This window comes from Pseudomonas sp. NPDC087814, assembly GCF_044742865.1.
Taxonomy (GTDB): Bacteria; Pseudomonadota; Gammaproteobacteria; order Pseudomonadales; family Pseudomonadaceae; genus Aquipseudomonas.
Window position 1 is genome coordinate 370,215 of sequence record NZ_JBIUVK010000001.1, and the last position, 24,932, is coordinate 395,146.

A 24,932-nucleotide genomic window follows, 5' to 3' on the forward strand; every position below is an offset into this window, starting at 1 on the left:
TGAATCAGGATGCCCGCGTCATCGTTAACGACCTTCGCGAGCAAGCCCGCTCCCACATTTGAACCGTGCCCGCTTTAGCTTTTGATTTTGGGCGGACTCAACACGTGCCTTTCAGATCACATGCGCCCGCTGCAGCTCAGTCAACGCCAGTGCCTTGAGCCGCGCCAACAGCGGATCCCGCCGATCCCGCGGATGCACCAGCTCCACCGCCAGCTCCTGGCGAATACTGCTCGGCCGGTTATCCATCACCAACACCCGGTCACTCAGGTACAGCGCCTCGTCCACATCGTGAGTCACCAGCAGCAGGGCGATCCCGTGGTGCTCGGCCAATTGCAGCAGCAGGTCCTGCAGCTTCATGCGGGTAAACGCATCCACCGCGCTGAACGGTTCGTCCAGCAACAGCACCTGCGGTCGTGAATACAGCCCGCGAGCAATCGCCACCCGTTGCGCCATCCCGCCAGACAACGCCTTGGGCAACGCCTGGCCAAAACCCGTAAGCCCCACCTCATCGATCAACTGCGCGACCCAGGCCTTGTCATAGCCAACGTCATCGCTGAAACCAATGTTTTGCTCCACCGTCAGCCACGGCATCAGGCGTGGCTCCTGAAATACAAACGCGACCTCACCACCGCCTTGCAGCAGTTCCCCCTGATAGTCCTTTTCCAGCCCGGCGACGATCCGCAGCAAGGTGCTTTTGCCGCAGCCACTGGGGCCCAGCAAACTGACGGCTTCCCGCGGCTGCAAGGCCAAATGGACGTTGGTCAGCACCGTCGTCGCGCCGAAGTTTTTCCGCTCGACGCGAATATCCAGTAGCGCTTCACTCATGCTCAATTCTCCGGGCCTTGGCCGTTGAAGGTATCGCGCCAGGCCAGGCAGCGTTTTTCCAGGGCCGCCAACAGGCCGTCGCTGATCTTGCCCAGCAGCGCCAGCACGATGATCGCCGCCAGCACAATGTCGGGCCGTGAGGTTTCCCGGCCATCGCTGAGCAGGTAACCCAGGCCCCTGGTCGCGGCGATCAACTCGGCCGCCACCAGGAACATCCACGCCAGGCTCAGGCCGCTGCGCAAGCCGGTGAACAGGCCGGGCAGGGCGGCAGGCAACAGGATGCGACGCACCAGGCGCGTGCGGCTGAAGGCATACATCTGCCCGACTTCCACCAGCTTGCGGTCGATGTCGCGAATGGCCGCGACGCCATTGAGGTACACCGGGAAGAACGCGCCGATGGCAATCAGCACGATCTTCGAGGTCTCATCAATGCCCAGCCACAGCAGCAACAGCGGCACCCAGGCCAGGCTCGGGATAGAGCGCAGGCCGGCGAAGGTTGGTTCCAGGTACGCCTCGGCCTCGCGGCTCAAGCCGACCCAGGCGGCAAACACCAGGGCCAGGCCGGCGCCGATGGTGAACCCCAGCAGCACCCGCAACAGGCTGGCGCTGATGTGTTTCCACAGCGCGCCTTCGGCGAGGTCGGTGAGGGTCACGGCGATCTCGCTGGGCGCCGGCATCTGGTAGGACGGCAGCCAGCCGATGCGCACCACCACTTCAAGGATCACCAGGATCAACACCGGCAACGCCAGGCCCTTGAGCCGCCGCGGCCAGGCGCTGCGCTGCACGGTGAGCGTTGGCGCGAGTGCGACGGGCAGGGTTTCGCTTTTGCTGCTCATGACGCTCCCCTTATGGACGAGGCAAAGCCTGGCCAAAGCTTGGGTCGATCAACTGGTCGATCACCTGATCCACATTCACCCCACGGCGCACCAGTTCTTCCGACACCAGGATCGGCGCGGCCGCCTTGGACGACACCACGTCCTGGGCAGTGAGCAATGGGCTGCTAAGGTCGGTACGCGACAATTGCAGCTTGGCCACGTCCAGGGGCAGGCCGGATTCGTCGGCCAGCAGCTTGGCGAATTCGTCGGGGTGTTTCACCGCCCAGTTGCGGGCTTTTTCATAGGCACCGAGCACCTTGGCGATGGTCTGTGGATGCTCCTTGGCGTATTTGTCGGTCACGCTGACCACGCCGTAGCTGTTGAAGTCCTTGTTGCGGTACAGCAGGCGCGAACCCGCCTGGATTTCGCTGGCGGCCATGTGCGGGTCGAGACCGGCCCAGGCGTCCACATCACCTTTCTCCAGCGCGGTACGGCCGTCCGGGTGTTGCAGGTGCACCAGCTCCACGTCGTCCTTGCTCAGGCCGGCTTTCTGCAGGCTGCGCAGGGTGAACAGGTACGGGTCGGTGCCTTTGGTGGCGGCGATTTTCTTGCCCTTGAGGTCGCTGACGCTGTTGAACGTCGAGTCCTTGCGCACCACCAGTGCAGTCCACTCGGCGCGGCTGTACACATACACCGACTTGATCGGGCTGCCATTGGCCCGGCTGAGCACCGCCGAAAGGCTGGCGGACGAGGCGAAGTCGACGCCGCCGCTGTTGAGGTATTCCAGGGAACGGTTGCTGCCCTGGCTCAACACCCAGCCGACCTTGGTTTGCGGCAGCGCTTCTTCAAGCCAGCCGAAGTGCTTGAGCACCAGGCTCACCGGGGAGTAGTAGGCGTAGTCCAGGTTGACTTGCGCAGGGTCGGTTTCCGCTGCATGGGCCAGGGGTTGCAGGCTGAAGGCGAGGGCGCAGGCGCCCAACAGGGTATTGAAGAAGGGTTTCATGGAACAGCTCCGGACAAGGCGGGAAAAGAGAAGGCTTTTCTTATATTCAGAAAATTCATATGGCATGTTCCATCATGCGTTATAGGAATATGCAGTCTCTGTGCCAGCGTCTTTGCAGGGCAGGGCAACACCCTGGCGTAGCAGCTGTCGAGCCCAAGCGAGGCTGCGTTCGCGGTGTGTCAGACAGACCGCTGACGCAGTCTCGCTTGGGCTTGACAGCTGCTACGTGGGGAGTGGTTGGGAGTAGGGAGGCGGGCACTTTGTTGAATCACTGTTGGCTGTGCAACAGCTTTCATATGTTTTTATGGAATAAATAAAGAGTTATATATTCCTTTTGTTGGTTTCACGAATAGGGCACTTTGAGTGCCTGCGCATTCGTGCGGATTGACCCAACAGACCAAAGGAAAGCCGACATGACCATTAAAGCGATCAACGTGCGCAACCAGTTCAAAGGCGTGATCAAGGAAATCCTGATCGGCGAAGTGGTGTCCGAGATCGACGTGCAAACCGCGTCGGGGATCGTGACGTCGGTGATTACCACACGCTCGGTGCGTGACCTCGAATTGAAGGTGGGCAGTGAAGTGATTGCCTTTGTGAAGTCGACTGAAGTGTCGATCGCCAAGCTGTAAACCCGAGTCCAGTGGTGAACCCAATCCAAATGTGGGAGCGGGCTTGCTCGCGAATGCGGTGTGACAGTCGACATCTACAATGACTGATCCACCGCTTTCGCGAGCAGCCCGCTCCCACATTTTGTTTTGCATGCAGCCGTTGGAGGGTTAGTTGAGCCGAGGCCCGCCGCCCGATGGCCGGGATCCTGGCTTCTCATCCGAAGCATCCGGCAGTGCCTTGGGCGTTTCACTCGGGTCCTTGTAGTCCTTGTGCAAATCCCCATCCAGCCGGTTGCTCGACGAGCCGCCGCTTTGTGGTGTGGAGTCGAAATGCTCCCACTCCGATTGCTGGAAGCGGAACAGGCTGTCATCGGTCGGCGTGTCGCGGCCGTGGTAGTGGTGTATCTCGTAGTGGGCGTATTCGACCTTGTCGGCCCAGTTGTCCTGCAACAAGCCGTCGCCGGCCAGGTCGCGGTACCAGTCGTTTTCCTTCTCGGTGGCCTTCTGTTTTTTGTTGTGGTCGACGAAGTAGCCGATGATCCCGCCTACCACCGCCAACACCACGCCCACCAGGAACAGCGGCCCGGTCAGCGCCGCCGCCGTGCCTGCGCCAAACAGCGCCGCCGCACCCAATACCCCGGCCGACGCGCCGAACGCACCGCCCGCCACTTGCAAGCCACCTGCGGCCTGAGCCAACGGGTCTTTGCTGTCCACGCCGCTTTTGATCGCCAGGGCGCCGAGCACAATGTCGGCAAAACCACCGGCAATGTCCGTCGCCGGGCCCAACACCTTGATCACGGAACCGGCGATCTTCGCCGATTGGGAGGCGCCAAGCTTGGCCGCACCGGCTGCCTTGAGGCCGTCATCCAGGTGAGTGGCGAGGCCTTCGGTAGCTTCGGTTACCGCCTTGTCGCCCTCGCCAAACAGCTTGGCGACGCCGTCGTACTGGCTGTCGGGAACCGCGTCCAGGGCCGCAGCAATTTCCTTGCTGACCTTTGAGTCGATTTCGGTGGGCTTGCTGAAGTCGATGACTTTGCCGGCCGCACCTTCCTTGCCCCAGATTTCCGGCAGGGTCTTGTCCAGGCCGAGGAAGTCCACCAGGCCGCCCTTGCCCAGGGCTTCGCCGATCTTGTCACCGAGCTTGACGAAGTGGCTGGCGCCGCCGGCAAAACTCAGGAAGTCCTTGGCGATGGTCATGCGTTGGGCCGGGGTTTCGCCGAGCTTGCCGCCTTTACCCACCAGTTGGTAAATCCCCGAGAACAGGCTGACGCCGGCGCCCATCGAGCCGAGGATGCCTTTGCTGTTGAGGGTGTTGAACACTTCGCCGAGCATGCCGCGATCCGCCACCGGGATATACGGTTTGCTCAGGGCGGTTTTCACGTCGGCTTCGCTGATGGTGCCGCTGTTCTTGTAGACGTCGCCGAGTTCTTCCAGGGCCTTGGTCACGGCCGAGGATTTCTCCTTGCCCTCCAGGCCCTCGTTGAGGAATTTCTCCAGCACTTCCTGGCTGCGGCGCGGCAGGTCCAGCAGGTTGCCCTTGAGCACGCCCTTGAGCAGGCCGAACAGGTCCTTGGTTGCCAGTTCCTTGTTGTCGTCGGAGATCTTGCTCGGGTCCGAGAGAATCTCGTTGAGGTCGGTGGTGAGGCCATCGGCCTGGATATTCTGCGCGGCCTTGGTGGCGGCTTCCGGGTCGAACAGCGACAGCGAGGTCAGGGTGTTGCTCAGGTCCTGCTGGGCTTCGTGGCTCTTGCCCTGTTTTTGCAGGTCCTTGAGGTACAGCACATAGTCGGGGTTGCTGGTCAGGTCGAGAAGCTTCTGCTTGATCTCGTCCTTGTTGGGCAGGTGACTGATGGCGTCGTCCATCTTGGTCTTGTAGTCGGCCTGCACCGTCGGGTCCTTGAACAACTCGCCGATCTGCTCCTGCACCGCCTTGCCGTCGATGATGTCGTGCATGTCGGCGGAAGTCAGCTCGGTCTGCTTGTCATCGAACTCGCGCCAGGTGGTGTTGAACGGGCGCTTGGATTCTTCGTAGCCGGTGATGCCATGGCCGTTCTGGTAGGCGGCCTGGGCTTCCAGGGCGCGGACCAGTTTGGCCCGTGGGTCGTCCTTGGGAATCGAGCCGTCCTTGACGCCAGCGCGGTAGGTGTCGATCAGTTCGGTGGTGGCCAGTTCGCTGACGCTCTGGGTCGGCGACTTGTCGTCGTCCTTGTCGGCATGCACGCCGGTGTCGAGGTTGAGCACGTCGAGCTCATCGTTGCTCGGCAGGTTGTACTTGGCGCGGGTCTCGTCGACGGTGCCGGCGCTCCAGGCTTCCCATTTCGCCACCACTTCGTCGTAGAGCTGCGGGCTGAGCTCCTTGGAGACGATGACCTTGCCTTCGCTGGTTTCATAGCGGATCAGGCCGTCCCCCAGCTCGTCGGGAGAACCGAAGGTGATCTCGGTGTTCTTCAGGAAGTCATTCGGCCCGGCCAGTTTGTAGCCGGCGTCTTCACTGGAGTGGATCTTGCTCCAGGTGTCCTGGGCGGTGGCCACGCTCTTGAACAGTTCCGGGCTGACGTCGGCCGATACGACGACCTTGGTGCCGTCGTGGGTTTCATAGGTCAGCACATTGCCTTGCTGGCCTTCGATCCAGCCGAAGCCCTTGTAGTCGTTCAGCTCCGGCGCCTTGGTATTGGCGTCTGCCAGGGTCGAGCCGTCGTTGAGCGCGGACTCTACGGCGGCCTTTTTGTCGGGGTTGGTGTAGACCTCGTGCAGGCCTGCCAGGTAGTCGAACAGCTTGGGGTTGTCGTCGCGGGCCACGACCATTTTCTGGCCATTGCTTTCAAAGCGGATCAGGCCGGGGCCGACTTCATCCTTGGGGCCGACGGTGGTGCCGGCGTAGGGCGGCCACACTTCGTTGTCGCTGGCGCGCTTGTAGCCGGCGTCTTCGCTGCTGCCCAGGCCGGTGAAGCTTTCATAGGCTTCCTTGGCTTTCTGGAAGGCCTCCGGGTTGTCGCGCTGGCTGATGACGAACTTGTTGCCGTCCTGGGTCTCGTAGCGGATCACGCCGGGGCCGGTTTCGTCGGGCGGGCCGAGGGATTTGTAATCACCGAGCTTTTCCGGGGCCGTGGCGTCGCCGCCCAGGCGCTGGTAGCCGGCGGCTTCGCTGGCGTTGACGCCGGAGAGTGCCTTGAAGTCGGCGCTGACTTGCTTGAACAGCTCGGGGCTGTCTTTTTCGCTGACGATGACTTTCTTGCCGTCCTGGGTTTCATAGCGGATCAGGCCGGGGCCGACTTCGTCCGCCGGGCCGATGGCCTTGTAATCCCCCAGGGTGGTGGGCGGCGCGGCGTCCTTGGCGGCCAGTTCATAGCCTTGTTCCTTGCTGGCAGCGAGCCCTTGCGCGGTTTTGTCGCCGGCCTCCACCTTCTTGTTGTTGGCGCTGTTCTTGAGCAGCACGTGGAACGCCGCGCCGGACTTGGGCGGTGTGAGAGGAAGGGCTTTGGGGTCGGTCGAGCGGTTGAGCGGCTGGGTCGTCATGCCATGGAACTCCTGCTGTTACCGGTGGGACGAATCGGCAAAAACAGTAACAGCAGGGGTTCGGCGGTCGTTGCGAAAAGTTGTGAATTGCGCCTTAACGGTGACGCAGGCTGCGTTCCAGGCGGGCGATGCCTTCTTCCAGCATGGCCCGTGGGCAGCCGAAGTTCAGGCGCACGAATTGCTGGCTGTCATCGCCGAATTCAATCCCGGCGCTCAAGCCGACCCTGGCCTGTTCGAGGAAGAACCGTTGCGGGTCGTCCAGGCCCAGGGCGCTGCAATCCAGCCAGGCCAGGTAGGTGCCTTGAGGCGCATGCATGACCACGCCGGGCAGGCGGGTTTGCACGGCGTTCAGCAGGTAATCGCGGTTGCCTTGCAGGTAGGCCACCAGCGCCTGCAGCCAGTCGCCGCAGTCGCTGTAGGCCGCACGCGTGGCTTCCAGGCCCAGGGGGCTGACGCTGTCGACCATGCCGCAGCGGGCTTGGTTGAAGCGCTCGCGGATCTCGGGATTCTGGATCACCGCGAAGCAGGTCTTCAACCCGGCGACGTTATACGCCTTGCTCGCCGACATCAGGGTGATGGTGCGCTGGGCAATCTCGGGGCTGAGGCTGGCGGTGGGAATATGCCGGCGGCCGTCAAAGCACAGCTCGGCGTGGATTTCATCGGAGACGATCAGCGCACCCTGGTCCAGGCAGGCGCTGGCCACGGCCAGCAGTTCCTCACGGGGGAAGACCTTGCCCATCGGGTTGTGCGGGTTGCTCAACAGCAGCGCCCCGGCGCCGGTGAGGGCTTCACGCATTGCCGGCAACGGCGTGAGGTACTCGCCTTCGGCGCTCAGCTCAAATGGCACTTCGATCTTCGGCAGGTTCCAGTGGCCGGGCGCCAGGCGGATCGGGCGATAGTTGGGGGTTTGCAACACCACCGGTTGGCCGGGCTGCACAAATGCGTGCAGCGCCATGTTGAAACCAGGCTCGACCCCCGGCAGGAACAGCAACTCATCCGGCTGTACGCGCCAGGCGTACTTGGCCCACAGGTCGGCGACGATCGCCTCGCGCACGCCATCGCAGGCCACGCTGTAGCCGAGGATCTGCTGACCCAGTCGCTCGTGCAACGCTTGAAGCACGGCCGGTGGGGCAGCGATGTCCATGTCGGCAATCCACATCGGCAGAACGTCTTGCGGGTAACGACTCCACTTGGTGCTGCCGGTGCCGAGGCGGGAGTGGATCGTGTCGAAATCAAAGCTCATGGGTGGCTCGTATCAGGGAGGCGGGCGTAGAAATGGCGCTGATTCTAGCGCCATTAATTTTACGCGCCAGCGCTGATTGCCGCCCGGGCGCCCGCTTGCCGGTCAAATGCCTCGGCCAACTGCGTGTGGGCCTGTTCCAGGCTGCGCTGCACGGCGGCTTCGCCACGCACCATGGCCCCCAGATAGACGAAATCCACCGCGTGAATGCCCACGGTTCCAAGGATCGCCTGCAGGTAGGGCGTGAGGAAGTCGGGCTCGCGGTTTTTTCGCGAACTGCCGGAGCTGACCAGCACAAAGGTGCGCCGGTCCTTGAGCAAGCCGACTTTCTCAAACTGCGGATTCACCGTGAAACTGCGGTGGATGCGCACCACATGGTCGATCCAGCACTTGAGGGCCGCCGGCACCGTGAAATTGTGCACGGGGGTGCAGATGATCAACAGGTCACAGGCTTCCAGCTCGACAATCAGTTGCTCGGAGCGCTCGGTTGCCGGGCCGCTCAGGCCGCCGGGCGTGGTCAGGGCGTTGGCGTATTCCCGGGTCAGCGCCGGCAAGCCCTGGCCGCCGTAGTCGCGTTCGACCACTTCGGCCTCGGGTGCCTGTTCGCGGAGCAGGGCGCGGGCCAGGCGGAAGGTCTGGGCGGCCTTGCCGTGGGGGCTGAAGCTCAGTAGCAGGGCGCGGGTCATTGGCCGAGGTCCTGTGAAAAGTGCATCCCCAGTGGCAGCAGGCCCTGGCGAAAATAGAAGCGTTGGGCCAGGGCCATGTGCATGCCGGTGTCCAGCACCAGGTAGCGATAGCCCAGGCGGCGGGTGTGCTGGCGTACCTCGTCCAGCAGGCGCGCACCCAGGCGTCGGCGTTGCAGGGAGGCGTCCACCACCAGGTCATCGACGTAGATAAAGCGCCCATACAGCAGGTTTTCCGTCAGGCGATAACCGGCCAGGCCCAGCACCTGGCCGTTTTCCCGGGCGGCCAGCAGGCGGTAGCCGGTTTCGCGCTGGCGCTGAATCTGCTGGACGAAGGCGTGCGGGTCTTCGAGCTTTGGCCGCAGTTGCTGCATGACGGCAAAGCAGGCCAGGCAGTCGGCGTCGCTTTCGATGTGCACAAACTCAACAGCGTCATTCATGGTTGCCGTGCTCCATGTGCGCTTTTACGGCGGCAGGGACTTTGCGAAAGCTGATGGCGACGCGGTTCAGGGCGTTCATCAGGGTGATAGCCAGGGTCAGGTCGGCAATTTCCTTGTCATCGAAGAGGGCCTTGGCCTCGGCATAGTGTTCGTCCGGCACCTCGGTTTGTGCGACCTGGGTGACCGACTCGGCCCAAGCTAACGCGGCGCGTTCACGCGGGCTGAACAACGGCAACGCTTCGCGCCAGGCGGCCAGCAGCATCAGCTTTTCCAGGCTCACGCCCTGTTTGAGCAGGTCGCGCGAATGTGAGTCCAGGCAGTAGGCGCAGCCGTTGAGTTGCGAGACCCGCAGGTACACCAGGTCAATCAATTCCTTCTCCAGGCCGCAGCCGTGGATGTAGCTGTGCACCGAGCCAAGGGCCTTGTAGCCGACGGGCGCCGCCAGGGCGTAGTCGAGACGGTGTTGCATGGGGTGCTCCTTGTTTCGTGAAGTGATGCCGTCAGTGTGGCGGCCGGGTCGCCGGCTCAATAGGGCCAAGAATGGACAAGCGGGTTGGGACAAGATCAGACTTCAGGGCTGATTCACTGTGAGCCGGATAACGATGTCGTCACTGCCCAAATACCAGGAGATCTACCGGCGCTTTCGCCAGGCCATCGACCAGGGCCAACTGCGCCCCGGTGAGCGGGTGCCGTCGGTGCGCAGCCTGGCCCAGGAACTGAAGGTGGCCCGGGGCACGGTGGAGACGGCCTACCAGTTGCTGGTGAGCGAAGGGTTCTTCCTGGCGCGGGGCCAGGCGGGAACAGTGGTGGCCGAGGCGTTGCCGCAGCGCTCGATCAAGTCGTTGCCGGTTGAACCCGAACCCGTGGCGCCGGCGTCGGCCCCGCGCCTGTTGCAGTTGGGCTTGCCGGCGCTCGACAGCTTTCCGCGCAAGCTGTGGGCGCGGCTGGTCACCCGGCAAGTGCGCCGAGTCGATGTGAACAGCCTGGCCATGGGCGATGTGCGTGGTGCCCGCTCGCTGCGTGTAGCGATCGCGCAATACCTGGCGCTGTACCGGGGCGTGGAATGTTCGCCGGAGCAGGTGTTCGTGTGTGCCGGTTACTCGGCGTGCCTCGCGCTGGTGTGTGATGCGCTGCAGATGGCCGGCCAGCCATGCTGGTTCGAAGACCCGGGCTACCTGCATGCGCGGCAACTGCTGCTGCACCTGGGGGTGCAGTTGGTCCCGGTGCCGGTGGACCACGACGGGCTTGATGTGGAGGAGGGCGTACGGCGTGCGCCCGGCGCCCGGCTGGCGATTGTCACCCCGGCCCACCAGAGCCCTCTGGGGGTGGCCCTCAGTGCTGCGCGGCGCCATCGCTTGCTCGATTGGGCACAGGCCCACGGCGGCTGGGTGGTGGAAGACGACTACGACAGTGAGTTTCGCTACAAGGGCCAGCCCCTGGCCGCGCTCAAGAGCCAGGACACGGCCGACCGGGTGATCTACTCCGGCAGTTTCAGCAAGATGCTCTTCCCGGGGCTGCGCCTGGGTTATCTGGTGGTGCCTCGGGCGCTGCTCCCGGCCTTTGAGGCCAGCGCCGGCGTGCTGCAAAACCGCAGCGCCGAATTGTTGCAAGCCACCACGGCGGACTTTCTCGACCAGGGCCATTTCACCCGCCACCTGAAAAAAATGCGCCAGCTCTACACCGCGCGGCGCGGCTTTCTGGTGGAGGCACTGGCCAGTCATTGCGGGGCGCTTTTGCAGGTGGATGAGCAGTCCGGCGGGATCAACCTGCTGGCGCGGCTGCGGGTGGACGTCTGCGATCAGGCCGTCGCTGCGGCCGCCGCACGTGCCGGGCTGGGGATACAGGCCGTGTCGGGCTGGAGTATCGAGCCCGGTGGTCAGCAAGGTCTGTTGATGGGCTTCACCAACCTGGCGACTCGCCAGCAAGCGGTGCAAGCGGCGCTGGTGTTGCACGAGGTCATCGACGGCGCTTTATGAACACCGGTTGAACATCTTCATTCGCCACATCGGCCCCGAGCTTCTACCCTGAAGGCATAGCCCTCAGGACGCCAAGCGCTCATGTACAAAGACCTGAAGTTCCCGGTTCTGATCGTACACCGCGACATCAAGGCCGACACCGTTGCCGGCGACCGCGTCCGGGGCATCGCCCGGGAGCTTGAGCAGGAGGGCTTCAGTATCTTTTCGGCGGTGGACTACGCCGAGGGTCGCCTGGTGGCTTCGACCCATCACGGCCTGGCCTGCATGCTGATTGCCGCCGAGGGCGCCGGGGAAAATACCCATCTGATGCAAAACATGGTGGAGCTGATCCGCCTGGCGCGGGTGCGGGCGCCAAACCTGCCGATCTTCGCCCTCGGTGAGCAGGTCACCCTGGAAAACGCCCCGGCCGATGCCATGAGCGAGCTGAACCAGTTGCGGGGCATTCTTTATCTGTTTGAAGACACCGTGCCGTTTCTTGCCCGGCAAGTGGCCCGTGCGGCCCGCGCCTACCTGGATGGCCTGTTGCCGCCATTCTTCAAGGCCCTGGTGCAGCACACGGCGGATTCCAATTATTCCTGGCACACCCCCGGTCATGGCGGCGGCGTGGCCTATCGCAAAAGCCCGGTGGGGCAGGCGTTTCATCAGTTCTTCGGGGAAAATACCCTGCGTTCGGACTTGTCGGTGTCGGTGCCGGAGCTCGGCTCGCTGCTGGACCACACCGGCCCGTTGGCCGAAGCCGAGGCGCGGGCAGCGCGCAACTTCGGTGCCGATCACACCTACTTCGTGATCAATGGCACCTCCACCGCCAACAAGATCGTCTGGCACTCGATGGTGGGCCGGGATGACCTGGTGCTGGTGGACCGCAACTGTCACAAGTCGGTGTTGCATTCGATCATCATGACCGGCGCCATCCCGCTGTACCTGTGCCCGGAGCGCAATGAACTGGGGATCATCGGGCCGATTCCCCTGAGCGAGTTCAGCCCCGAGTCGATCCGCGCCAAGATCGACGCCAGCCCGCTGACCCGAGGCCGACCGGCCAGGGTCAAGCTGGCGGTGGTCACCAACTCCACCTATGACGGCCTGTGCTACAACGCCGAACTGATCAAGCAGCAACTGGGCAACAGCGTCGAGGTGCTGCACTTCGACGAAGCCTGGTACGCCTACGCGGCGTTTCATGAGTTCTTTGCCGGGCGCTACGGCATGGGCACCTCGCGCACGGCCGACAGCCCGCTGGTGTTCACCACGCACTCCACCCACAAGCTGCTGGCGGCGTTCAGCCAGGCGTCGATGATCCATGTGCAGGATGGCGGCGTGCGCAAGCTGGACCGCGACCGCTTCAACGAAGCGTTCATGATGCATATTTCCACCTCGCCGCAGTACAGCATCATCGCCTCCCTGGATGTGGCGTCCGCAATGATGGAAGGGCCGGCGGGGCGTTCCTTGCTGCAGGAGATGTTTGACGAAGCCCTGAGCTTCCGCCGTGCCCTGGCCAACCTGCGCCAGCACATCGCCGCTGAAGACTGGTGGTTTTCCATCTGGCAGCCGCCGCTGGTGGCGGGCATTGACCGGGTGGTGACGGCAGACTGGCTGCTGCAACCCCAGGCCGACTGGCATGGCTTTGGCGATATCGCCGAAGACTACGTGCTGCTGGACCCGATAAAAGTCACCCTGGTGATGCCTGGCCTGAATGCCGGCGGGGCTTTGAGCGAGTGCGGAATTCCCGCTGCGGTGGTCAGTAAATTCCTCTGGGAACGTGGGCTGGTGGTGGAAAAGACCGGGCTGTATTCGTTCCTCGTGCTGTTTTCCATGGGCATCACCAAAGGCAAGTGGAGTACCCTGCTCACCGAACTGCTGGAATTCAAGCGCAGTTATGACGCCAACGTGAGCCTTGCTGTCTGTTTGCCATCGGTGTTTCAGCAGGGCCCGGCGCGGTATCAGGGATTGGGTTTGAAGGATCTGTGCGACCAGTTGCACAGCTGTTACCGCAGCAATGCCACGGCCAAGCACCTGAAGCGGATGTACACGGTACTGCCGGAAATCGCCATGAAACCGGCCGACGCCTATGACCTGTTGGTCAAGGGCGAAGTCGAGGCGGTGTCCATCGACGCTTTGCCAGGTCGGGTCGCAGCGGTCATGCTGGTGCCTTACCCGCCGGGCATTCCGTTGATCATGCCGGGTGAGCGCTTTACCGAATCGACTCGCTCGATCATTGATTACCTGGCGTTTGCCAGGACGTTCGATAGCAGTTTCCCCGGCTTTGTTGCCGATGTTCATGGACTGCAACACGAAGATGACGGCAGTGGTCGTTGTTACACCGTCGACTGCATCAAGGGTTAAGGATGTTTATGCAAGCTGTAATGAACCCGAAGTACCCGGGCCTCAGTGTCCGGGTGGCTGACGAAGGATTTGACGCCTACGTGTGGGGGAACGACTTCAGCTTTGAAGTCAACGCCTACGGCAAGCCGGAAATGGGCAAGCGCGTCGACCAGTGGGCGGTGGAGCGTATCGTGCCGTACCGCAAATGCTACGGCATCGACCCCGAGGAATTCGCCAGCTTCCGTGACGCGGCCGACAGTGCGGTGTTCATGGCCTACCTCGATGACCGGCCCGTGGGGCATATCGTGGTCAGCACCAACTGGAACGGCTTTGCCCATGTGGATGAGCTGGCGGTGGTCTTGCCCGCGCGGCGCCACGGGGTGGCCAAGGCATTGCTGGACGTGGCGCAGTTCTGGAGCCGCAAGAAGAACCTGCCGGGGATGATGCTGGAGACCCAGAACAACAACCTCGGTGCCTGCCGGCTGTATGAGCGCTGCGGGTATGTGATGGGCGGGATCGACCACCTGCGCTATCGCGGGATTGATCCGCAGACGCGCGAAGTGGCGATTTTCTGGTATCGGTTGTTCAAGACAGAATTGGAAGCAGTCTGAGCTGCACCGATCAACTGTAGGAGCCGTCGAGCTTTGGCGAGGCTGCGATAGCGGTGTGTCAGGCAACCTCTTTATCGACTGTGCCGCCGCCATCGCGGCCTCGCTGAAGCTCGACAGCTCCCACATTCGATTTGCGCAACTCAAGTACTTGCGACCGAACACACAGCTCCCAGACTTCCCTCGATCCCCTGTGGGAGCCGTCGAGCCCCAGCGAGGCCGCGATGGCGGTGTGTCAGGCAACCTCTTTATCGACTGTGCCGCCGTCTTCGCAGCCTCGCTGAAGCTCGACAGCTCCCACATTCGATTTGCGCAACCAGAGTGCTTGCGACCGAGCACACAACTCCCAGACTTCCCCGACCCCCTGTGGGAGCTGTCGAGCCCCAGCGAGGCCGCGATGGCGGTGTGTCAGGCAACCTCTTTATCGACTGTGCCGCCGCCTTCGCAGCCTCGCTGAAGCTCGACAGCTCCCACATTCGATTTGCGCACCCCAAGTGCTTGCGACCGAACACACAGCTCCCAGACTTCCCCCGACCCCCTGTGGGAGCCGTCGAGCCCCAGCGAGGCCGCGATGGCGGTGTATCAGGCAACCTCTTTATCGACAGTGCCGCCGCCTTCGCAGCCTCGCTAAAGCTCGACAGCTCCCACATTCGATTTGCGCAACCCAAGTACTTGCGACCGAGCACACAACTCCCAGACTTCCCCCGACCCCCTGTGGGAGCCGTCGAGCCCCAGCGAGGCCGCGATGGCGGTGTGTCAGGCAACCTCTTTATCGACTGTGCCGCCGCCTTCGCAGTCTCGCCAAGGCCCGACAGCTCCCACATTCACGGCAATGTGCTTGTCAGCAGGTTTTCAGCCTTCTCGGTGACAATCTCCAGCAGCGCATTCAAGGCGGGCGATGGCTCGCTGCCCTTCAGGGTCAACGCATACAAGGTCACCATAATCGGCGGTGACAATGGGCACGCATCCAGCCCGGCTTCCCGTGCGCCGCTGGCGGTGAACGGGTCGACAATCGCCAGGCCTTCCCCGGCTTCTACCATGCTGCGCATCATCTGATACGTCTGCACCCGCGTTTGCACCACCGGCAGCGGGCGCAGGGCTTGCAGTTTGCTGTCCAGCAGGCGACTCAGCGGGTCCTGGCCTTCAAGGCCGATCATCGACTGCCCGGCCAGTTCCTGTAGCGCAATGTACTTCTGCCGAGGCTTCAGCCAGCCATGGGGCGCGAGCAATTGCAGCTTGCCGTGGGCCAGTGGTTGGCTGTGGATTTGCGGATGGTCCGGGTCGTGCAGGCTCAGGCCGAGGTCGGCTTCGTGCAGCAGCAGGCTTTTGACGATATCCCGGGTGGAATGGCTGGAGAGGTTGCACGGCGTGTCTTGGAAACGTCGGCGCAGCACGGCGATCGCCTGGGGCAGCAGTTGATTGGCCAGCGGCGGGGTGCACAGTGCGCGCAAGGGCGGGGCATGATGGTGCTTAAGGCTGCTGGCCAGGCGTTGCACCGGCTCAAGGGCTGCATAGAGGTGGGCGATTTCGGCCTGCAGCTCAAGGGTTTCCCGGGTGGCCTGCAAGCGTCCGCGCACACTGGCAAACAGCATGAAACCCAATTGCAGCTCGGCATCCTTGAGGGTTGCGTCCACATCGGCCACGGGCAGTTGCAACCATTCGGCGGCGGTGCCGAGGTGTCCGGTCTGTAAAATCGCTTGAATGACTTCGATATGACGTAAACGCATGGCCGGAGTCTATGTTCAGCGCGACGTGGATTCAATGGCTCAGGCCCGGGCGTGGAAAAAAGACCCGCCACGGCAGCGCCCCAACTAGACTTGCACGATCAAGTCCCTTGGCGCCTGCAACCAGCAGGTCATACAAAGGGCGTATCAACCAGAGGATCCACGGGGGAGCCTTATCGATGCTCGGTAAAACAGACACGCGCGGGTTTTCGTTGTGGGACCTGCTGGTGGTGGTGCTGGTGGTCGGCGTGTTGGCGGTTGCGGTGGGGCCGCGGATCTTCGGCGACGTGACTCAGTCGGAAATCGCCACGGCCAAGGTCCAGTTGAAAGAGCTGGGCAAGGCAGTCGAGCAGTTTCATCAGGATGTAGGGCGTTATCCTACCGACGACGAGGGGCTGGCGGTGTTGACGGTTCAGCCAGCGGGAGAAGGGAAGTGGCGGGGCCCCTATCTCAAGGATCAGGACATGCTGACGGACCCTTGGGGCGTGGCCTATCAGTACCACTATCCTCCCAGCCAGGCCAAAACCAACTTTGATCTGTTCTCGTTCGGCAAGGACCGGACACTGGGAGGCGTCGGCGATAATGTTGATATCGCCTATGGGGAATAACGTCTTATGAAGCGTGGATCGTGGCGGATTCGCGGGTGATGATAGTGCCCGACTGAATCAGCCTGAACTCATCGCCATCCAGTTTTTCTACGCGGTCGCCAATGGCCAGCTTGTAGGTGGTGGTGGGCGCCGAGCCAGCCAGGCCGTCGAGGGGCGGGTTGGATTCCTGGAACTCATGCACCGAATAAACGCGACCTTCCGCGTCTCTGGCATGGAACTGTCCGACAAGTACTGCTGCCATCTGTTTAGAACCTCTGGAGATAAACACTCGATTTGCGGTTCTGTAGACCGTAGGAGAGCGGGGTAGTTTACCTATTGAAAAAAAATACTATTCGTTGACTTTTTCAGACATTACTTACAAATCCATCTGCGGTGTAAACGTCCCTGGGGATTGCAAAAACGCGCTGGTGATAGCGTCGCGCAGGCTCTATAACTACAAACTCCTTAAGTCAGAAATCGGGAAACCCCAATGAGCAAGGTCTACACGATTGCCGTACTGGTCGGCAGCTTGAGAAAAGAGTCGATCAACCGCAAGGTCGCCCTGGCACTGGCCGAGTTGGCGCCCGCCAACCTCAAGTTGAATATTGTCGAAATTGGCGATTTGCCGCTCTACAACGAGGACATCGACGGTGCTGCACCGCCGGCAGCCTACAGTACTTTCCGTCAACACGTGCGTTCATCCGACGCGGTGCTGTTTGTGACCCCCGAATACAACCGCTCCGTGCCGGGTGTATTGAAGAATGCGATTGACGTCGGTTCACGTCCTTATGGCCAAAGTGTCTTCAGCGGCAAGCCGGGTGCGGTGATCAGTGTGTCTCCCGGCGCCATCGGCGGTTTTGGGGCCAATCACCATTTGCGCCAGTCGCTGGTGTTCCTCGATGTGCCGTGCATGCAGCAGCCGGAAGCCTACCTGGGCGGTGCGGGCAGCGTGTTCGATGAGTCGGGGAAGGTGTCGGAAAAGACCAAGCCGTTTTTGCAGGCGTTTATCGACGCCTATGGCAAGTGGGTGGAAAAACAGCACGGCTGATCAGCCGTGCGAAAGAAGACCCCGCTATTTAAGCGGGGTCTTTTTTGTCTGCGGTCAGGCCGCGTGGTCGGCCACTACGGCGCTATTAACGCAGCCAGTTGGTTTTCGCCAACTCGATCACCTCATCACCGCGCCCACTCATCACCGCCTTGAGCATGTACAGGCTGAAGCCCTTGGCCTGCTCCAGCTTGATGCTCGGCGGCATCACCAGTTCCTGGGTGGCGGTGACCACGTCCACCAGCACCGGGCCGTCGTGGGCCAGTGCGCGGCGCAGGGCCGGTTCCAGGTCTTCGGACTGCTCTACGCGAATACCGAGGATGCCCATGGCGTTGGACATGGCGGCAAAGTCCGGGTTTTTCAGCTCGGTGCCGGTATCCAGGTAGCCTGCTGCTTTCATCTCCATGGCGACGAAGCCCAAAGAAGAGTTGTTGAACACCACCAGCTTCACCGGCAGGTTCAGCTGCGCCAGGCTGATGAAGTCACCCATCAGCATGGTGAACCCACCGTCGCCGGACATCGAAATCACCTGGCGCCCGGGAAACGCGGCTTGCGCACCGATGGCCTGGGGCATGGCGTTGGCCATCGAGCCATGGTTGAACGAGCCGATCAACCGGCGCTTGCCGTTCATTTTCAAGTAACGCGCCGCCCAGACTGTCGGCGAGCCCACGTCGGCGGTGAAGATTGCGTCGTCGTCCGCCAGTTCGCTGAGCAGGCGCGCGACATACTGCGGGTGAATTGGCCTGCCGGCCTTTGACGGTTCCGCCAGGTCATCCAGCCCTTGGCGGGCTTTTTCATAATGCTTGAGCGAGGTTTCGAGGAAGCTGCGGTCCGTCTTGCGGGTCAGGCGCGGCAGCAGCGCCTGGATGGTCTCGCTGACGTCAGCTGCAATGCCCAGGTCCAGCGTGGCACGCCGGCCCAGTGCCTGTGGGTTGCGGTCGACCTGGATAATTTTTGCGTCGGTCGGGTAGAACTGGCGATACGGGAAGTCGGTGCCGAGCATGATCAGCGTGTCGCAGTTGAGCATGGCGTGGTAGCCGGAGCTGAAGCCGATCAGGCCGGTCATGCCGACGTCGAACGGGTTGTCCCACTCCACATGTTCCTTGCCGCGCAGTGCATGCACCACGGGCGCGCCGAGGGCGTCAGCCAGGGCCACCACCTCATCGTGGGCGCCGGCACAGCCGCTGCCACACAGCAGGGTGACTTTGCCGCTGTGTTCGAGGATGTCGGTGAGGCGTTGCAGGTCCTGTTCCGCCGGCAACGTGCGCGGTGCCAGCAGGGCCGGCCACGGTTTGAATTTATCTTCTACTTCCAACAGTGACACATCCCCTGGAATCACCACCACCGCAACGCCGCGATTGAGGATCGCCGAGCGCATGGCACGGTGCAGCACGTGAGGCATCTGCTCGGGATTGGTCACCAGCTCGATAAAGTGGCTGCACTCCTTGAACAGTTCCTGGGGATGGGTTTCCTGGAAGTAGTTCAGGCCGATCTCGGAGGAGGGGATCTGTGCGGCAATGGCCAGCACCGGCACGTGGTTGCGATGGCAATCGAACAGGCCATTGATCAAGTGCAGGTTGCCGGGGCCGCAGCTGCCGGCGCATACGGTCAGTTCGCCGGTGGCGGCGGCTTCGGCACCGGCGGCAAACGCGGCCACTTCTTCGTGGCGCACATGCATCCACTCGATGCTGTCCATGGTGCGCAGGGAGTCGGTCAGGCCGTTGAGGCTGTCGCCGGTCAGGCCCCAGATGCGCTTGATGCCCGCCTGTTCAAGGGTGGTCGCCAATTGCTGGGCCAGGGTGATTTTCGCCATGAAGAACTCCAATCGTCAGTGAGGGTAAAAAGCTGCTGATCAGTTAAGGACAGTTCCATGGCGCTGAATGCTCCCCGCTCAATGTGAAGAATTGGTCATCGCGGCGCGATATTGCCGAGTGCGGCGGGCGATAAACAGTTGGTCTTTTATCAACGCCAGCAGCGGCGTCACCCCGGGTTTCGGCTGGCGGCCACGGCTCAGGCGGCGAAGCTGATAACGCACCACCGCCATGCTCGCCAGGCTGGCCAGGGGTTTACGCTTCCAGCGGATCGGCGGCAGTTGCGGGTTGAGATCGCGGCCGGCGCGCCATTGCTTGATCAGGTGCGGCTCCAGGGTCAGCGCGGTGGCGATCCCGGCCATGGCGATGCCGCTGTCCAGGACTTGCTGCACGATCGGCAAGCGCCGGATGCCGCCGGTGACCATCACCGGCATGTTGGCGACTTTCGCCAGGTCGCTGGCCATCTCGATGAAATAGGCTTCGCGGGCCAGGGTGCGTCCGTCGCGAGCCTCGCCTTGCATGGCCGGGGCTTCGTAGCTGCCGCCGGACAGTTCCAGCAGGTCGATGGCCAGCGGGTTGAGCAGCTCGACCACGGCGTGGGCGTCGGCGGCGTCAAAGCCACCGCGCTGGAAGTCGGCGGAGTTGAGTTTCACCGCCACGCAGAAATCCGCGCTCACGGCGGCGCGCACGGCTTTGATCACTTCCAGCAACAGCCGAGCGCGGTTTTCCAGGCTGCCGCCCCAGCGGTCTGTGCGCTGGTTGCTCAAGGGCGAGAGAAACTGGCTGAGCAGGTAGCCGTGGGCCGCATGGATCTGCGCACCGCTGAAACCGGCTTTTTCGGCGAGACGCGCGCTGGTGGCGAAGCGCGTGATGACGTCCTGGATATCGTCCTCGGTCATGGCTTTGGGTTGGGCGAACATCTTCGAAAAGCCGCCGAGATCGAGGGCCACCGCCGAAGGTGCCAGGGCCTGCTGGCCGAGGTTGGCCATGGTCTGACGGCCCGGGTGGTTGAGCTGCACCCAGAACTGCGCGCCCTTGGCCCGGCCAATCGCGGCCCATTGGCGAAACTTGTCCAGGTGACGTTCGTCTTCCAGCACCACGCCGCCGGGGCCGGTCATGGCACGGCGATCAATCATCACGTTGCCGGTCAGGATCAGGCCGGGCTCGCCGTCGGCCCAGGCTTGATACAAGCGCATCAGGGCCTCGGAAGGCGCCTGGTTCGCATCCGCCATGTTCTCTTCCATCGCCGCCTTGGCGATGCGGTTACTGATGAGCTGGCCGTTGGGCAATTGCAACGCTTCAAAGGGCGACATGCTTGACTCCTCACATTGGGAGCGCTCAGGCTAAGCTTAAAGGTCACTTTAAGGTCAATGGGGTTGGCGATGAATATTGGTGAACTGGCGGAACGCAGCGGCTTGGCAGCCTCGAAGATTCGCTTTTACGAAGCCCAGGGGCTGATCCAGGTCGAGCGACAAGGTAATGGCTATCGCCGTTATCCCATGCAGACGTTGCAGACGCTGCAATTGATCCAGGGCGCTCAGCGCGCCGGTTTCAGCTTGCAGGAGTTGAAGGCGCTGATGCCCGACGATTCGCCGAGCGAGGCGAAACGCGCCGATATCATCTTGAGGCTTGAGCGCAGGATTGCGCAGATAGAAGAGCTTCAAGCCCGAATGGACCAGAGCAAGGCAGAGTTACGCGCGGTGATCGCCACGATCCAGGCACACCCGGAAGGCACGCCGTGCACCCAGGCGCAGGACAAGGTCTGGGCCTCAATCGAGGCGCATAAAAAAACGCCGCGCATCTGACGATACGCGGCGTTCGTTTACAGCAACAAAACCTTAGGCTTGAACCACAGGGATGTTGGCGCTTGCAGCAATTTCACGGAACTCGGCGATCTGGTCAAAACTCAGGTAGCGATACACGTCGCTGGCCATGGTGTTGATCTTCGCGGCGTATTCCATGTACTCCTCGACGGTCGGCAGGCGACCCAAGATGGAAGCCACCGACGCCAGCTCGGCCGAAGCCAGGTAGACGTTTGCGCCGTCACCCAGACGGTTCGGGAAGTTACGGGTCGACGTCGACACAACGGTCGAGTTCGGCTCTACACGTGCCTGGTTACCCATGCACAGCGAGCAGCCCGGCATTTCCATGCGCGCGCCGGCCTTGCCGTAGATGCCGTAGTAGCCTTCTTCGGTCAGTTGGTGAGCGTCCATCTTGGTCGGCGGCGACAGCCACAGACGGGTTGGCAGCTGACCCTTGACCTGATCCAGCAGTTTACCGGCAGCGCGGAAGTGACCGATGTTGGTCATGCACGAACCGATGAACACTTCGTCGATCTTCTCGCCAGCAACGCTGGACAGCAGACGGGCGTCGTCCGGATCGTTTGGCGCGCAGAGCACAGGCTCCTTGATGTCGGCCAGGTCGATCTCGATGATTTCAGCGTATTCGGCGTCAGCATCGGCAACCATCAGCTCAGGGTTGGCAACCCAGGCTTCCATCGCTTGGGCACGACGTTCCAGGGTGCGCGCATCGCCGTAGCCTTCACCGATCATCCAGCGCAGCAGGGTGATGTTGGAGTTCAGGTACTCGGTGATGGATTCTTTCGACAGCTTGATGGTGCAACCGGCAGCCGAACGTTCAGCCGAGGCGTCGGACAGCTCGAAGGCTTGTTCGATGCTCAGGTTGTCCAGGCCTTCGATTTCCAGGATGCGGCCGGAGAAAGCGTTCTTCTTGCCTTTCTTCTCTACGGTCAGCAGGCCAGCCTGGATCGCGTAGTAAGGAATGGCGTGAACCAGGTCACGCAGGGTGATACCAGGCTGCATTTCACCTTTGAAGCGCACCAGGATCGATTCCGGCATGTCCAGCGGCATGACGCCGGTGGCGGCGGCGAACGCTACCAGGCCGGAACCGGCCGGGAACGAAATGCCCATCGGGAAACGGGTGTGGGAGTCACCACCGGTACCGACGGTGTCTGGCAGCAGCATGCGGTTCAGCCAGCTGTGGATGATGCCGTCGCCCGGACGCAGCGATACGCCGCCACGGGTCATGATGAAGTCAGGCAGGGTGTGGTGGGTGGTCACGTCGATCGGCTTTGGATAGGCCGCGGTGTGGCAGAACGACTGCATTACCAGATCGGTGGAGAAGCCCAGGCACGCCAGGTCTTTCAGTTCGTCACGGGTCATGGGACCGGTGGTGTCCTGGGAGCCGACGGTGGTCATCTTCGGTTCGCAGTAGGTGCCTGGACGAACGCCAGCCACGCCGCAGGCCTTGCCGACCATTTTCTGCGCCAGGGTATAGCCCTTGTCGCTTTCAGCCGGGGCTTCCGGCAGCTTGAACAGGGTCGAAGGTGGCAGACCCAGCTCGGCGCGAGCCTTCTCGGTCAGGCCGCGGCCGATGATCAGCGGGATACGACCGCCGGCACGGACTTCGTCCAACAGGACCGGGGTCTTCATTTCGAAGGTGGTCAGGACTTCATCGCTGTTGTGCTTGGTGACTTTGCCAGCATGCGGGTACAGGTCGATCACGTCGCCCATGTTCATGTTGGTAACGTCGAACTCGATTGGCAGTGCGCCGGCATCTTCCATGGTGTTGTAGAAGATTGGAGCGATCTTGCTGCCGAAGCAGAAGCCGCCAGCGCGCTTGTTCGGCACGTAAGGCACGTCGTCGCCGAAGAACCACAGTACCGAGTTGGTGGCCGATTTACGCGACGAACCGGTACCGACCACGTCACCGACGTAGGCGATCGGGAAGCCCTGGCCGCGCATTTCTTCGATCTGCTTCATCGGGCCGGTCTTGCCTTGCTCATCCGGCACGATGCCTTCACGGGCCATTTTCAGCATGGCCAGGGCGTGCAGCGGGATGTCAGGACGGGACCAGGCGTCCGGGGCAGGGGACAGGTCGTCGGTGTTGGTTTCGCCGGTGACCTTGAACACACGCAGGCTGATCTTGTCGGCCAGGGTCGGGCGGTTCTTGAACCACTCGCCGTCGGCCCAGGACTGGATCACGGCTTTGGCGTGTTCGTTGCCGTTCCTGGCTTTTTCCGCGACGTCGTGGAAAGCATCGAACATCAGCAGGGTGTGCTTGAGTTGGGCGGCAGCGACGGGGGCCAGGGTGGCGTCGTCCAGCAGCTCGACCAGGGTCACGATGTTGTAGCCGCCTTGCATGGTGCCGAGCAGTTCAACAGCGCGTTTCTTGTCGATCAGGGGAGAAGTGGCTTCGCCCTTGGCCAGGGCAGACAGGAAACCGGCCTTGACGTAGGCAGCTTCGTCAACGCCTGGTGGAATGCGGTTGGTGATCAGGTCATCGTGGTATTCTTCTTAGCCAGCCGGGGGATTTTTCAGCAGCTCGACCAGGCCTGCGGTTTGTTCGGCGTTAAGCGGCTGGGGAACGATACCCAGGGCTGCACGCTCTTCGATATGTTTGCGGTAGGCTTCAAGCACAGTTATTACCCTCATCAGTGGTCCCACGGGACGCTCATCCAGAAATGCACGGCACGCATGCGCTCAGGGGCTTTTTGGGCCGTAGAGCCAGCGCTGCCGGCAATCCTCACAGAAGCTGCTTTCAAAGTTTTACGCCTGCAGAACGGAGCTGATGAGGGTTGGCGCTGGCTATTTACCGGGTAAATAACCATCGCCAACACCGTTCTTTAGGAACGACTGTGCTCGTGACGCTTTGAAAACAGCTTCCAACGGATTATTGGCGCCTTACAAGGCCGGATGATTCTACGGCAAAAAAATTCTAAACGTAAGTTGCCGCGCCAAGTTTGCAGGGTGATCAACCTTAGACAAAGGGCTAACATGTGCAACTGTTTCGCTGATTTGTGCGTTGTCGACCATGTCTAACCAAACCATCAAGACCCCCTGCGTAGGCCTGTGCTCCACGGTTTACGGCGATCTTGTGTGCCGGGGGTGCAAGCGGTTTCACCATGAGGTGATTCAGTGGAACGGGTATAACGAGGAAGAAAAACGTGCGGTTTGGCTGCGGCTGGAGCAGTTGTTGGTGCAGGTGATGGCCGGGAAGCTTGAGGTGTTTGACCCGAAAATGCTGCGGGGGCAGCTGGAGCAGCGCAAGATTCGATTTGTACCGCATCAGTCGGAGTACTGCTGGGCCTATCAGTTGATTGCACGGGGGGCGCGGGTGATCAGCAATCTTGAGGCTTACGGGATGGTGTTGATGCCGGAGTTTCGGGAGTGGGGTTTGCCTGAGTTGCGGGATGCGATTGATCGGGAGTTTTTTATTTTGTCCGAGGCGCATTATCAGCGGTATATCGCGCCGGGGTTTCTCAGGGATGCGTTTGGGGGGTGATTGAGTACATATCCGTTATTTGGGTAACGGCCGCTTATGGTTCCGCTCTTACAGCGGCTCACTTTGGAAAAGCCCCAAAGTAAGCAAAGGGCTCTGCCCCGCCTGTCGGCGCCTCGCTAGGGCTCGGCGTTCCCTCACTCCGGCACCGCGAAGCGGGCCGCCGCGACGGGCCATCCATGGCCCGGCGCGGCTAAACCGGCGTCCTGCCGGTTTACCCGCTCCGCACTGCCTGCGTTCGGCCTCGGGCTTATTGGGGCAGTCAGATCAAAATCAAAAGCAAAAGCAAAAGCACAGCGGCCTCCCGGCCGGCTTGAGTGTTAAAAGCCAGATCAAAAGCCAGAGCGAAAACAGATCTGCTTTTCTGTGGGAGCGGGCTTGCTCGCGAAAAACCTGAGAGCGCCGCGTTCATCCAGAATGCCCGCGTCATCGTT

At 61.9% G+C, this 24,932-nt stretch carries 20 protein-coding genes and 1 pseudogene; 8 read left to right on the forward strand and 13 right to left on the reverse strand.

Features of this window, described 5'->3' with window-relative positions; translation table 11 throughout:
• Positions 1-111 precede the first annotated feature (111 nt).
• The 3 genes from ACIOMR_RS01860 to ACIOMR_RS01870 are packed head-to-tail and all read right to left on the reverse strand — an operon-like array spanning position 112 to position 2,643.
• Positions 112-825, reverse strand: a complete 714-nt coding sequence (locus ACIOMR_RS01860) for an ABC transporter ATP-binding protein (protein ID WP_177019626.1) — start codon at positions 823-825, stop codon at positions 112-114.
• Between the two features lie 2 nt (positions 826-827).
• Complete coding sequence (locus tag ACIOMR_RS01865; protein ID WP_401191875.1) at positions 828-1,661, reverse strand: ABC transporter permease; 834 nt, start codon at positions 1,659-1,661, stop codon at positions 828-830.
• 10 nt (positions 1,662-1,671) lie between these two features.
• Positions 1,672-2,643 carry an aliphatic sulfonate ABC transporter substrate-binding protein gene (locus tag ACIOMR_RS01870; protein ID WP_177051391.1) on the reverse strand — a complete coding sequence of 324 codons (972 nt, stop codon included), beginning with the start codon at positions 2,641-2,643 and terminating at the stop codon, positions 1,672-1,674.
• Positions 2,644-3,056: 413 nt separating this feature from the next.
• Here ACIOMR_RS01870 and ACIOMR_RS01875 point away from each other — a divergent pair, with 413 nt between their 5' ends.
• A complete protein-coding gene (locus ACIOMR_RS01875; protein ID WP_003217010.1) occupies positions 3,057-3,272 on the forward strand; it encodes a molybdopterin-binding protein in 216 nt (71 codons plus the stop codon).
• Between the two features lie 147 nt (positions 3,273-3,419).
• Here ACIOMR_RS01875 and ACIOMR_RS01880 read toward each other — a convergent pair whose 3' ends face one another.
• From ACIOMR_RS01880 to ACIOMR_RS01900, 5 genes are all read right to left on the reverse strand, one after another.
• Positions 3,420-6,767, reverse strand: a complete 3,348-nt coding sequence (locus ACIOMR_RS01880) for a hypothetical protein (protein WP_134326606.1) — start codon at positions 6,765-6,767, stop codon at positions 3,420-3,422.
• Between the two features lie 94 nt (positions 6,768-6,861).
• Positions 6,862-8,010 carry a MalY/PatB family protein gene (locus tag ACIOMR_RS01885; protein WP_401191880.1) on the reverse strand — a complete coding sequence of 383 codons (1,149 nt, stop codon included), beginning with the start codon at positions 8,008-8,010 and terminating at the stop codon, positions 6,862-6,864.
• 59 nt (positions 8,011-8,069) lie between these two features.
• On the reverse strand, positions 8,070-8,693 hold the full coding sequence (locus ACIOMR_RS01890; protein WP_178903882.1) for an FMN-dependent NADH-azoreductase: 624 nt from the start codon (positions 8,691-8,693) through the stop codon (positions 8,070-8,072).
• Positions 8,690-9,130, reverse strand: a complete 441-nt coding sequence (locus ACIOMR_RS01895; protein ID WP_177044556.1) for a GNAT family N-acetyltransferase — start codon at positions 9,128-9,130, stop codon at positions 8,690-8,692. Before ACIOMR_RS01895 ends, ACIOMR_RS01890 begins: the two co-directional genes overlap by 4 nt.
• Complete coding sequence (locus ACIOMR_RS01900; RefSeq protein ID WP_401191884.1) at positions 9,123-9,599, reverse strand: carboxymuconolactone decarboxylase family protein; 477 nt, start codon at positions 9,597-9,599, stop codon at positions 9,123-9,125. Before ACIOMR_RS01900 ends, ACIOMR_RS01895 begins: the two co-directional genes overlap by 8 nt.
• A 133-nt stretch (positions 9,600-9,732) precedes the next feature.
• Here ACIOMR_RS01900 and ACIOMR_RS01905 point away from each other — a divergent pair, with 133 nt between their 5' ends.
• The 3 genes from ACIOMR_RS01905 (at position 9,733) to ACIOMR_RS01915 (ending at position 14,033) form a co-directional block, all read left to right on the forward strand.
• Positions 9,733-11,106, forward strand: coding sequence for a PLP-dependent aminotransferase family protein (locus ACIOMR_RS01905; RefSeq protein WP_401191887.1), 1,374 nt, complete (start codon positions 9,733-9,735; stop codon positions 11,104-11,106).
• Positions 11,107-11,187: 81 nt separating this feature from the next.
• Positions 11,188-13,443, forward strand: a complete 2,256-nt coding sequence (locus ACIOMR_RS01910; protein ID WP_087693840.1) for an arginine/lysine/ornithine decarboxylase — start codon at positions 11,188-11,190, stop codon at positions 13,441-13,443.
• Positions 13,444-13,463: 20 nt separating this feature from the next.
• Positions 13,464-14,033: a GNAT family N-acetyltransferase gene (locus ACIOMR_RS01915; protein ID WP_003217028.1), complete on the forward strand. Its 570-nt coding sequence runs from the start codon at positions 13,464-13,466 to the stop codon at positions 14,031-14,033.
• 821 nt (positions 14,034-14,854) lie between these two features.
• Here the strand turns inward: ACIOMR_RS01915 and ACIOMR_RS01920 are convergent.
• Positions 14,855-15,757 (reverse strand): LysR substrate-binding domain-containing protein, encoded by a 903-nt coding sequence (locus ACIOMR_RS01920; RefSeq protein WP_401191890.1) that lies wholly within the window; start codon positions 15,755-15,757, stop codon positions 14,855-14,857.
• A 176-nt stretch (positions 15,758-15,933) separates the two neighbouring features.
• On the opposite strand from ACIOMR_RS01920, the gene gspG reads away from it, so the two are divergent.
• Positions 15,934-16,362, forward strand: coding sequence for a type II secretion system major pseudopilin GspG (gene gspG, locus ACIOMR_RS01925; protein ID WP_102369043.1), 429 nt, complete (start codon positions 15,934-15,936; stop codon positions 16,360-16,362).
• Positions 16,363-16,366: 4 nt separating this feature from the next.
• Here gspG and ACIOMR_RS01930 read toward each other — a convergent pair whose 3' ends face one another.
• Positions 16,367-16,603: a hypothetical protein gene (locus ACIOMR_RS01930; RefSeq protein ID WP_003209248.1), complete on the reverse strand. Its 237-nt coding sequence runs from the start codon at positions 16,601-16,603 to the stop codon at positions 16,367-16,369.
• Between the two features lie 228 nt (positions 16,604-16,831).
• On the opposite strand from ACIOMR_RS01930, the gene ACIOMR_RS01935 reads away from it, so the two are divergent.
• The gene (locus ACIOMR_RS01935; protein ID WP_008431334.1) at positions 16,832-17,389 is read left to right on the forward strand and encodes an NADPH-dependent FMN reductase; all 558 of its coding nucleotides are present in this window, start codon (positions 16,832-16,834) and stop codon (positions 17,387-17,389) included.
• Between the two features lie 85 nt (positions 17,390-17,474).
• On the opposite strand, the gene poxB is transcribed toward ACIOMR_RS01935, so the two are convergent.
• Entirely contained in the window at positions 17,475-19,199 is a 1,725-nt protein-coding gene (poxB, locus tag ACIOMR_RS01940) for a ubiquinone-dependent pyruvate dehydrogenase (protein ID WP_008431335.1), read from the reverse strand.
• A gap of 78 nt (positions 19,200-19,277) precedes the next feature.
• Positions 19,278-20,510, reverse strand: coding sequence for an NADH:flavin oxidoreductase/NADH oxidase family protein (locus tag ACIOMR_RS01945; protein ID WP_401191893.1), 1,233 nt, complete (start codon positions 20,508-20,510; stop codon positions 19,278-19,280).
• 69 nt (positions 20,511-20,579) lie between these two features.
• On the opposite strand from ACIOMR_RS01945, the gene ACIOMR_RS01950 reads away from it, so the two are divergent.
• On the forward strand, positions 20,580-21,002 hold the full coding sequence (locus tag ACIOMR_RS01950; RefSeq protein WP_087693749.1) for a MerR family transcriptional regulator: 423 nt from the start codon (positions 20,580-20,582) through the stop codon (positions 21,000-21,002).
• Between the two features lie 33 nt (positions 21,003-21,035).
• Here the strand turns inward: ACIOMR_RS01950 and acnB are convergent.
• Positions 21,036-23,636 (reverse strand): annotated as a pseudogene (acnB, locus tag ACIOMR_RS01955) (bifunctional aconitate hydratase 2/2-methylisocitrate dehydratase).
• Positions 23,637-24,030: 394 nt separating this feature from the next.
• On the opposite strand from acnB, the gene ACIOMR_RS01960 reads away from it, so the two are divergent.
• Positions 24,031-24,501, forward strand: a complete 471-nt coding sequence (locus tag ACIOMR_RS01960) for a DUF1289 domain-containing protein (RefSeq protein WP_003209237.1) — start codon at positions 24,031-24,033, stop codon at positions 24,499-24,501.
• Positions 24,502-24,932: the final 431 nt, after the last annotated feature.

Coding starts and splice junctions, on each gene's coding strand:
- ACIOMR_RS01860 (WP_177019626.1), bottom strand. CDS start 825: ATGAGTGAAGCGCTACTGGATATTCGCGTCGAGCGGAAAAACTTCGGC.
- ACIOMR_RS01865 (WP_401191875.1), bottom strand. CDS start 1,661: ATGAGCAGCAAAAGCGAAACCCTGCCCGTCGCACTCGCGCCAACGCTC.
- ACIOMR_RS01870 (WP_177051391.1), bottom strand. CDS start 2,643: ATGAAACCCTTCTTCAATACCCTGTTGGGCGCCTGCGCCCTCGCCTTC.
- ACIOMR_RS01875 (WP_003217010.1), top strand. CDS start 3,057: ATGACCATTAAAGCGATCAACGTGCGCAACCAGTTCAAAGGCGTGATC.
- ACIOMR_RS01880 (WP_134326606.1), bottom strand. CDS start 6,767: ATGACGACCCAGCCGCTCAACCGCTCGACCGACCCCAAAGCCCTTCCT.
- ACIOMR_RS01885 (WP_401191880.1), bottom strand. CDS start 8,010: ATGAGCTTTGATTTCGACACGATCCACTCCCGCCTCGGCACCGGCAGC.
- ACIOMR_RS01890 (WP_178903882.1), bottom strand. CDS start 8,693: ATGACCCGCGCCCTGCTACTGAGCTTCAGCCCCCACGGCAAGGCCGCC.
- ACIOMR_RS01895 (WP_177044556.1), bottom strand. CDS start 9,130: ATGAATGACGCTGTTGAGTTTGTGCACATCGAAAGCGACGCCGACTGC.
- ACIOMR_RS01900 (WP_401191884.1), bottom strand. CDS start 9,599: ATGCAACACCGTCTCGACTACGCCCTGGCGGCGCCCGTCGGCTACAAG.
- ACIOMR_RS01905 (WP_401191887.1), top strand. CDS start 9,733: ATGTCGTCACTGCCCAAATACCAGGAGATCTACCGGCGCTTTCGCCAG.
- ACIOMR_RS01910 (WP_087693840.1), top strand. CDS start 11,188: ATGTACAAAGACCTGAAGTTCCCGGTTCTGATCGTACACCGCGACATC.
- ACIOMR_RS01915 (WP_003217028.1), top strand. CDS start 13,464: ATGAACCCGAAGTACCCGGGCCTCAGTGTCCGGGTGGCTGACGAAGGA.
- ACIOMR_RS01920 (WP_401191890.1), bottom strand. CDS start 15,757: ATGCGTTTACGTCATATCGAAGTCATTCAAGCGATTTTACAGACCGGA.
- gspG (WP_102369043.1), top strand. CDS start 15,934: ATGCTCGGTAAAACAGACACGCGCGGGTTTTCGTTGTGGGACCTGCTG.
- ACIOMR_RS01930 (WP_003209248.1), bottom strand. CDS start 16,603: ATGGCAGCAGTACTTGTCGGACAGTTCCATGCCAGAGACGCGGAAGGT.
- ACIOMR_RS01935 (WP_008431334.1), top strand. CDS start 16,832: ATGAGCAAGGTCTACACGATTGCCGTACTGGTCGGCAGCTTGAGAAAA.
- poxB (WP_008431335.1), bottom strand. CDS start 19,199: ATGGCGAAAATCACCCTGGCCCAGCAATTGGCGACCACCCTTGAACAG.
- ACIOMR_RS01945 (WP_401191893.1), bottom strand. CDS start 20,510: ATGTCGCCCTTTGAAGCGTTGCAATTGCCCAACGGCCAGCTCATCAGT.
- ACIOMR_RS01950 (WP_087693749.1), top strand. CDS start 20,580: ATGAATATTGGTGAACTGGCGGAACGCAGCGGCTTGGCAGCCTCGAAG.
- ACIOMR_RS01960 (WP_003209237.1), top strand. CDS start 24,031: ATGTCTAACCAAACCATCAAGACCCCCTGCGTAGGCCTGTGCTCCACG.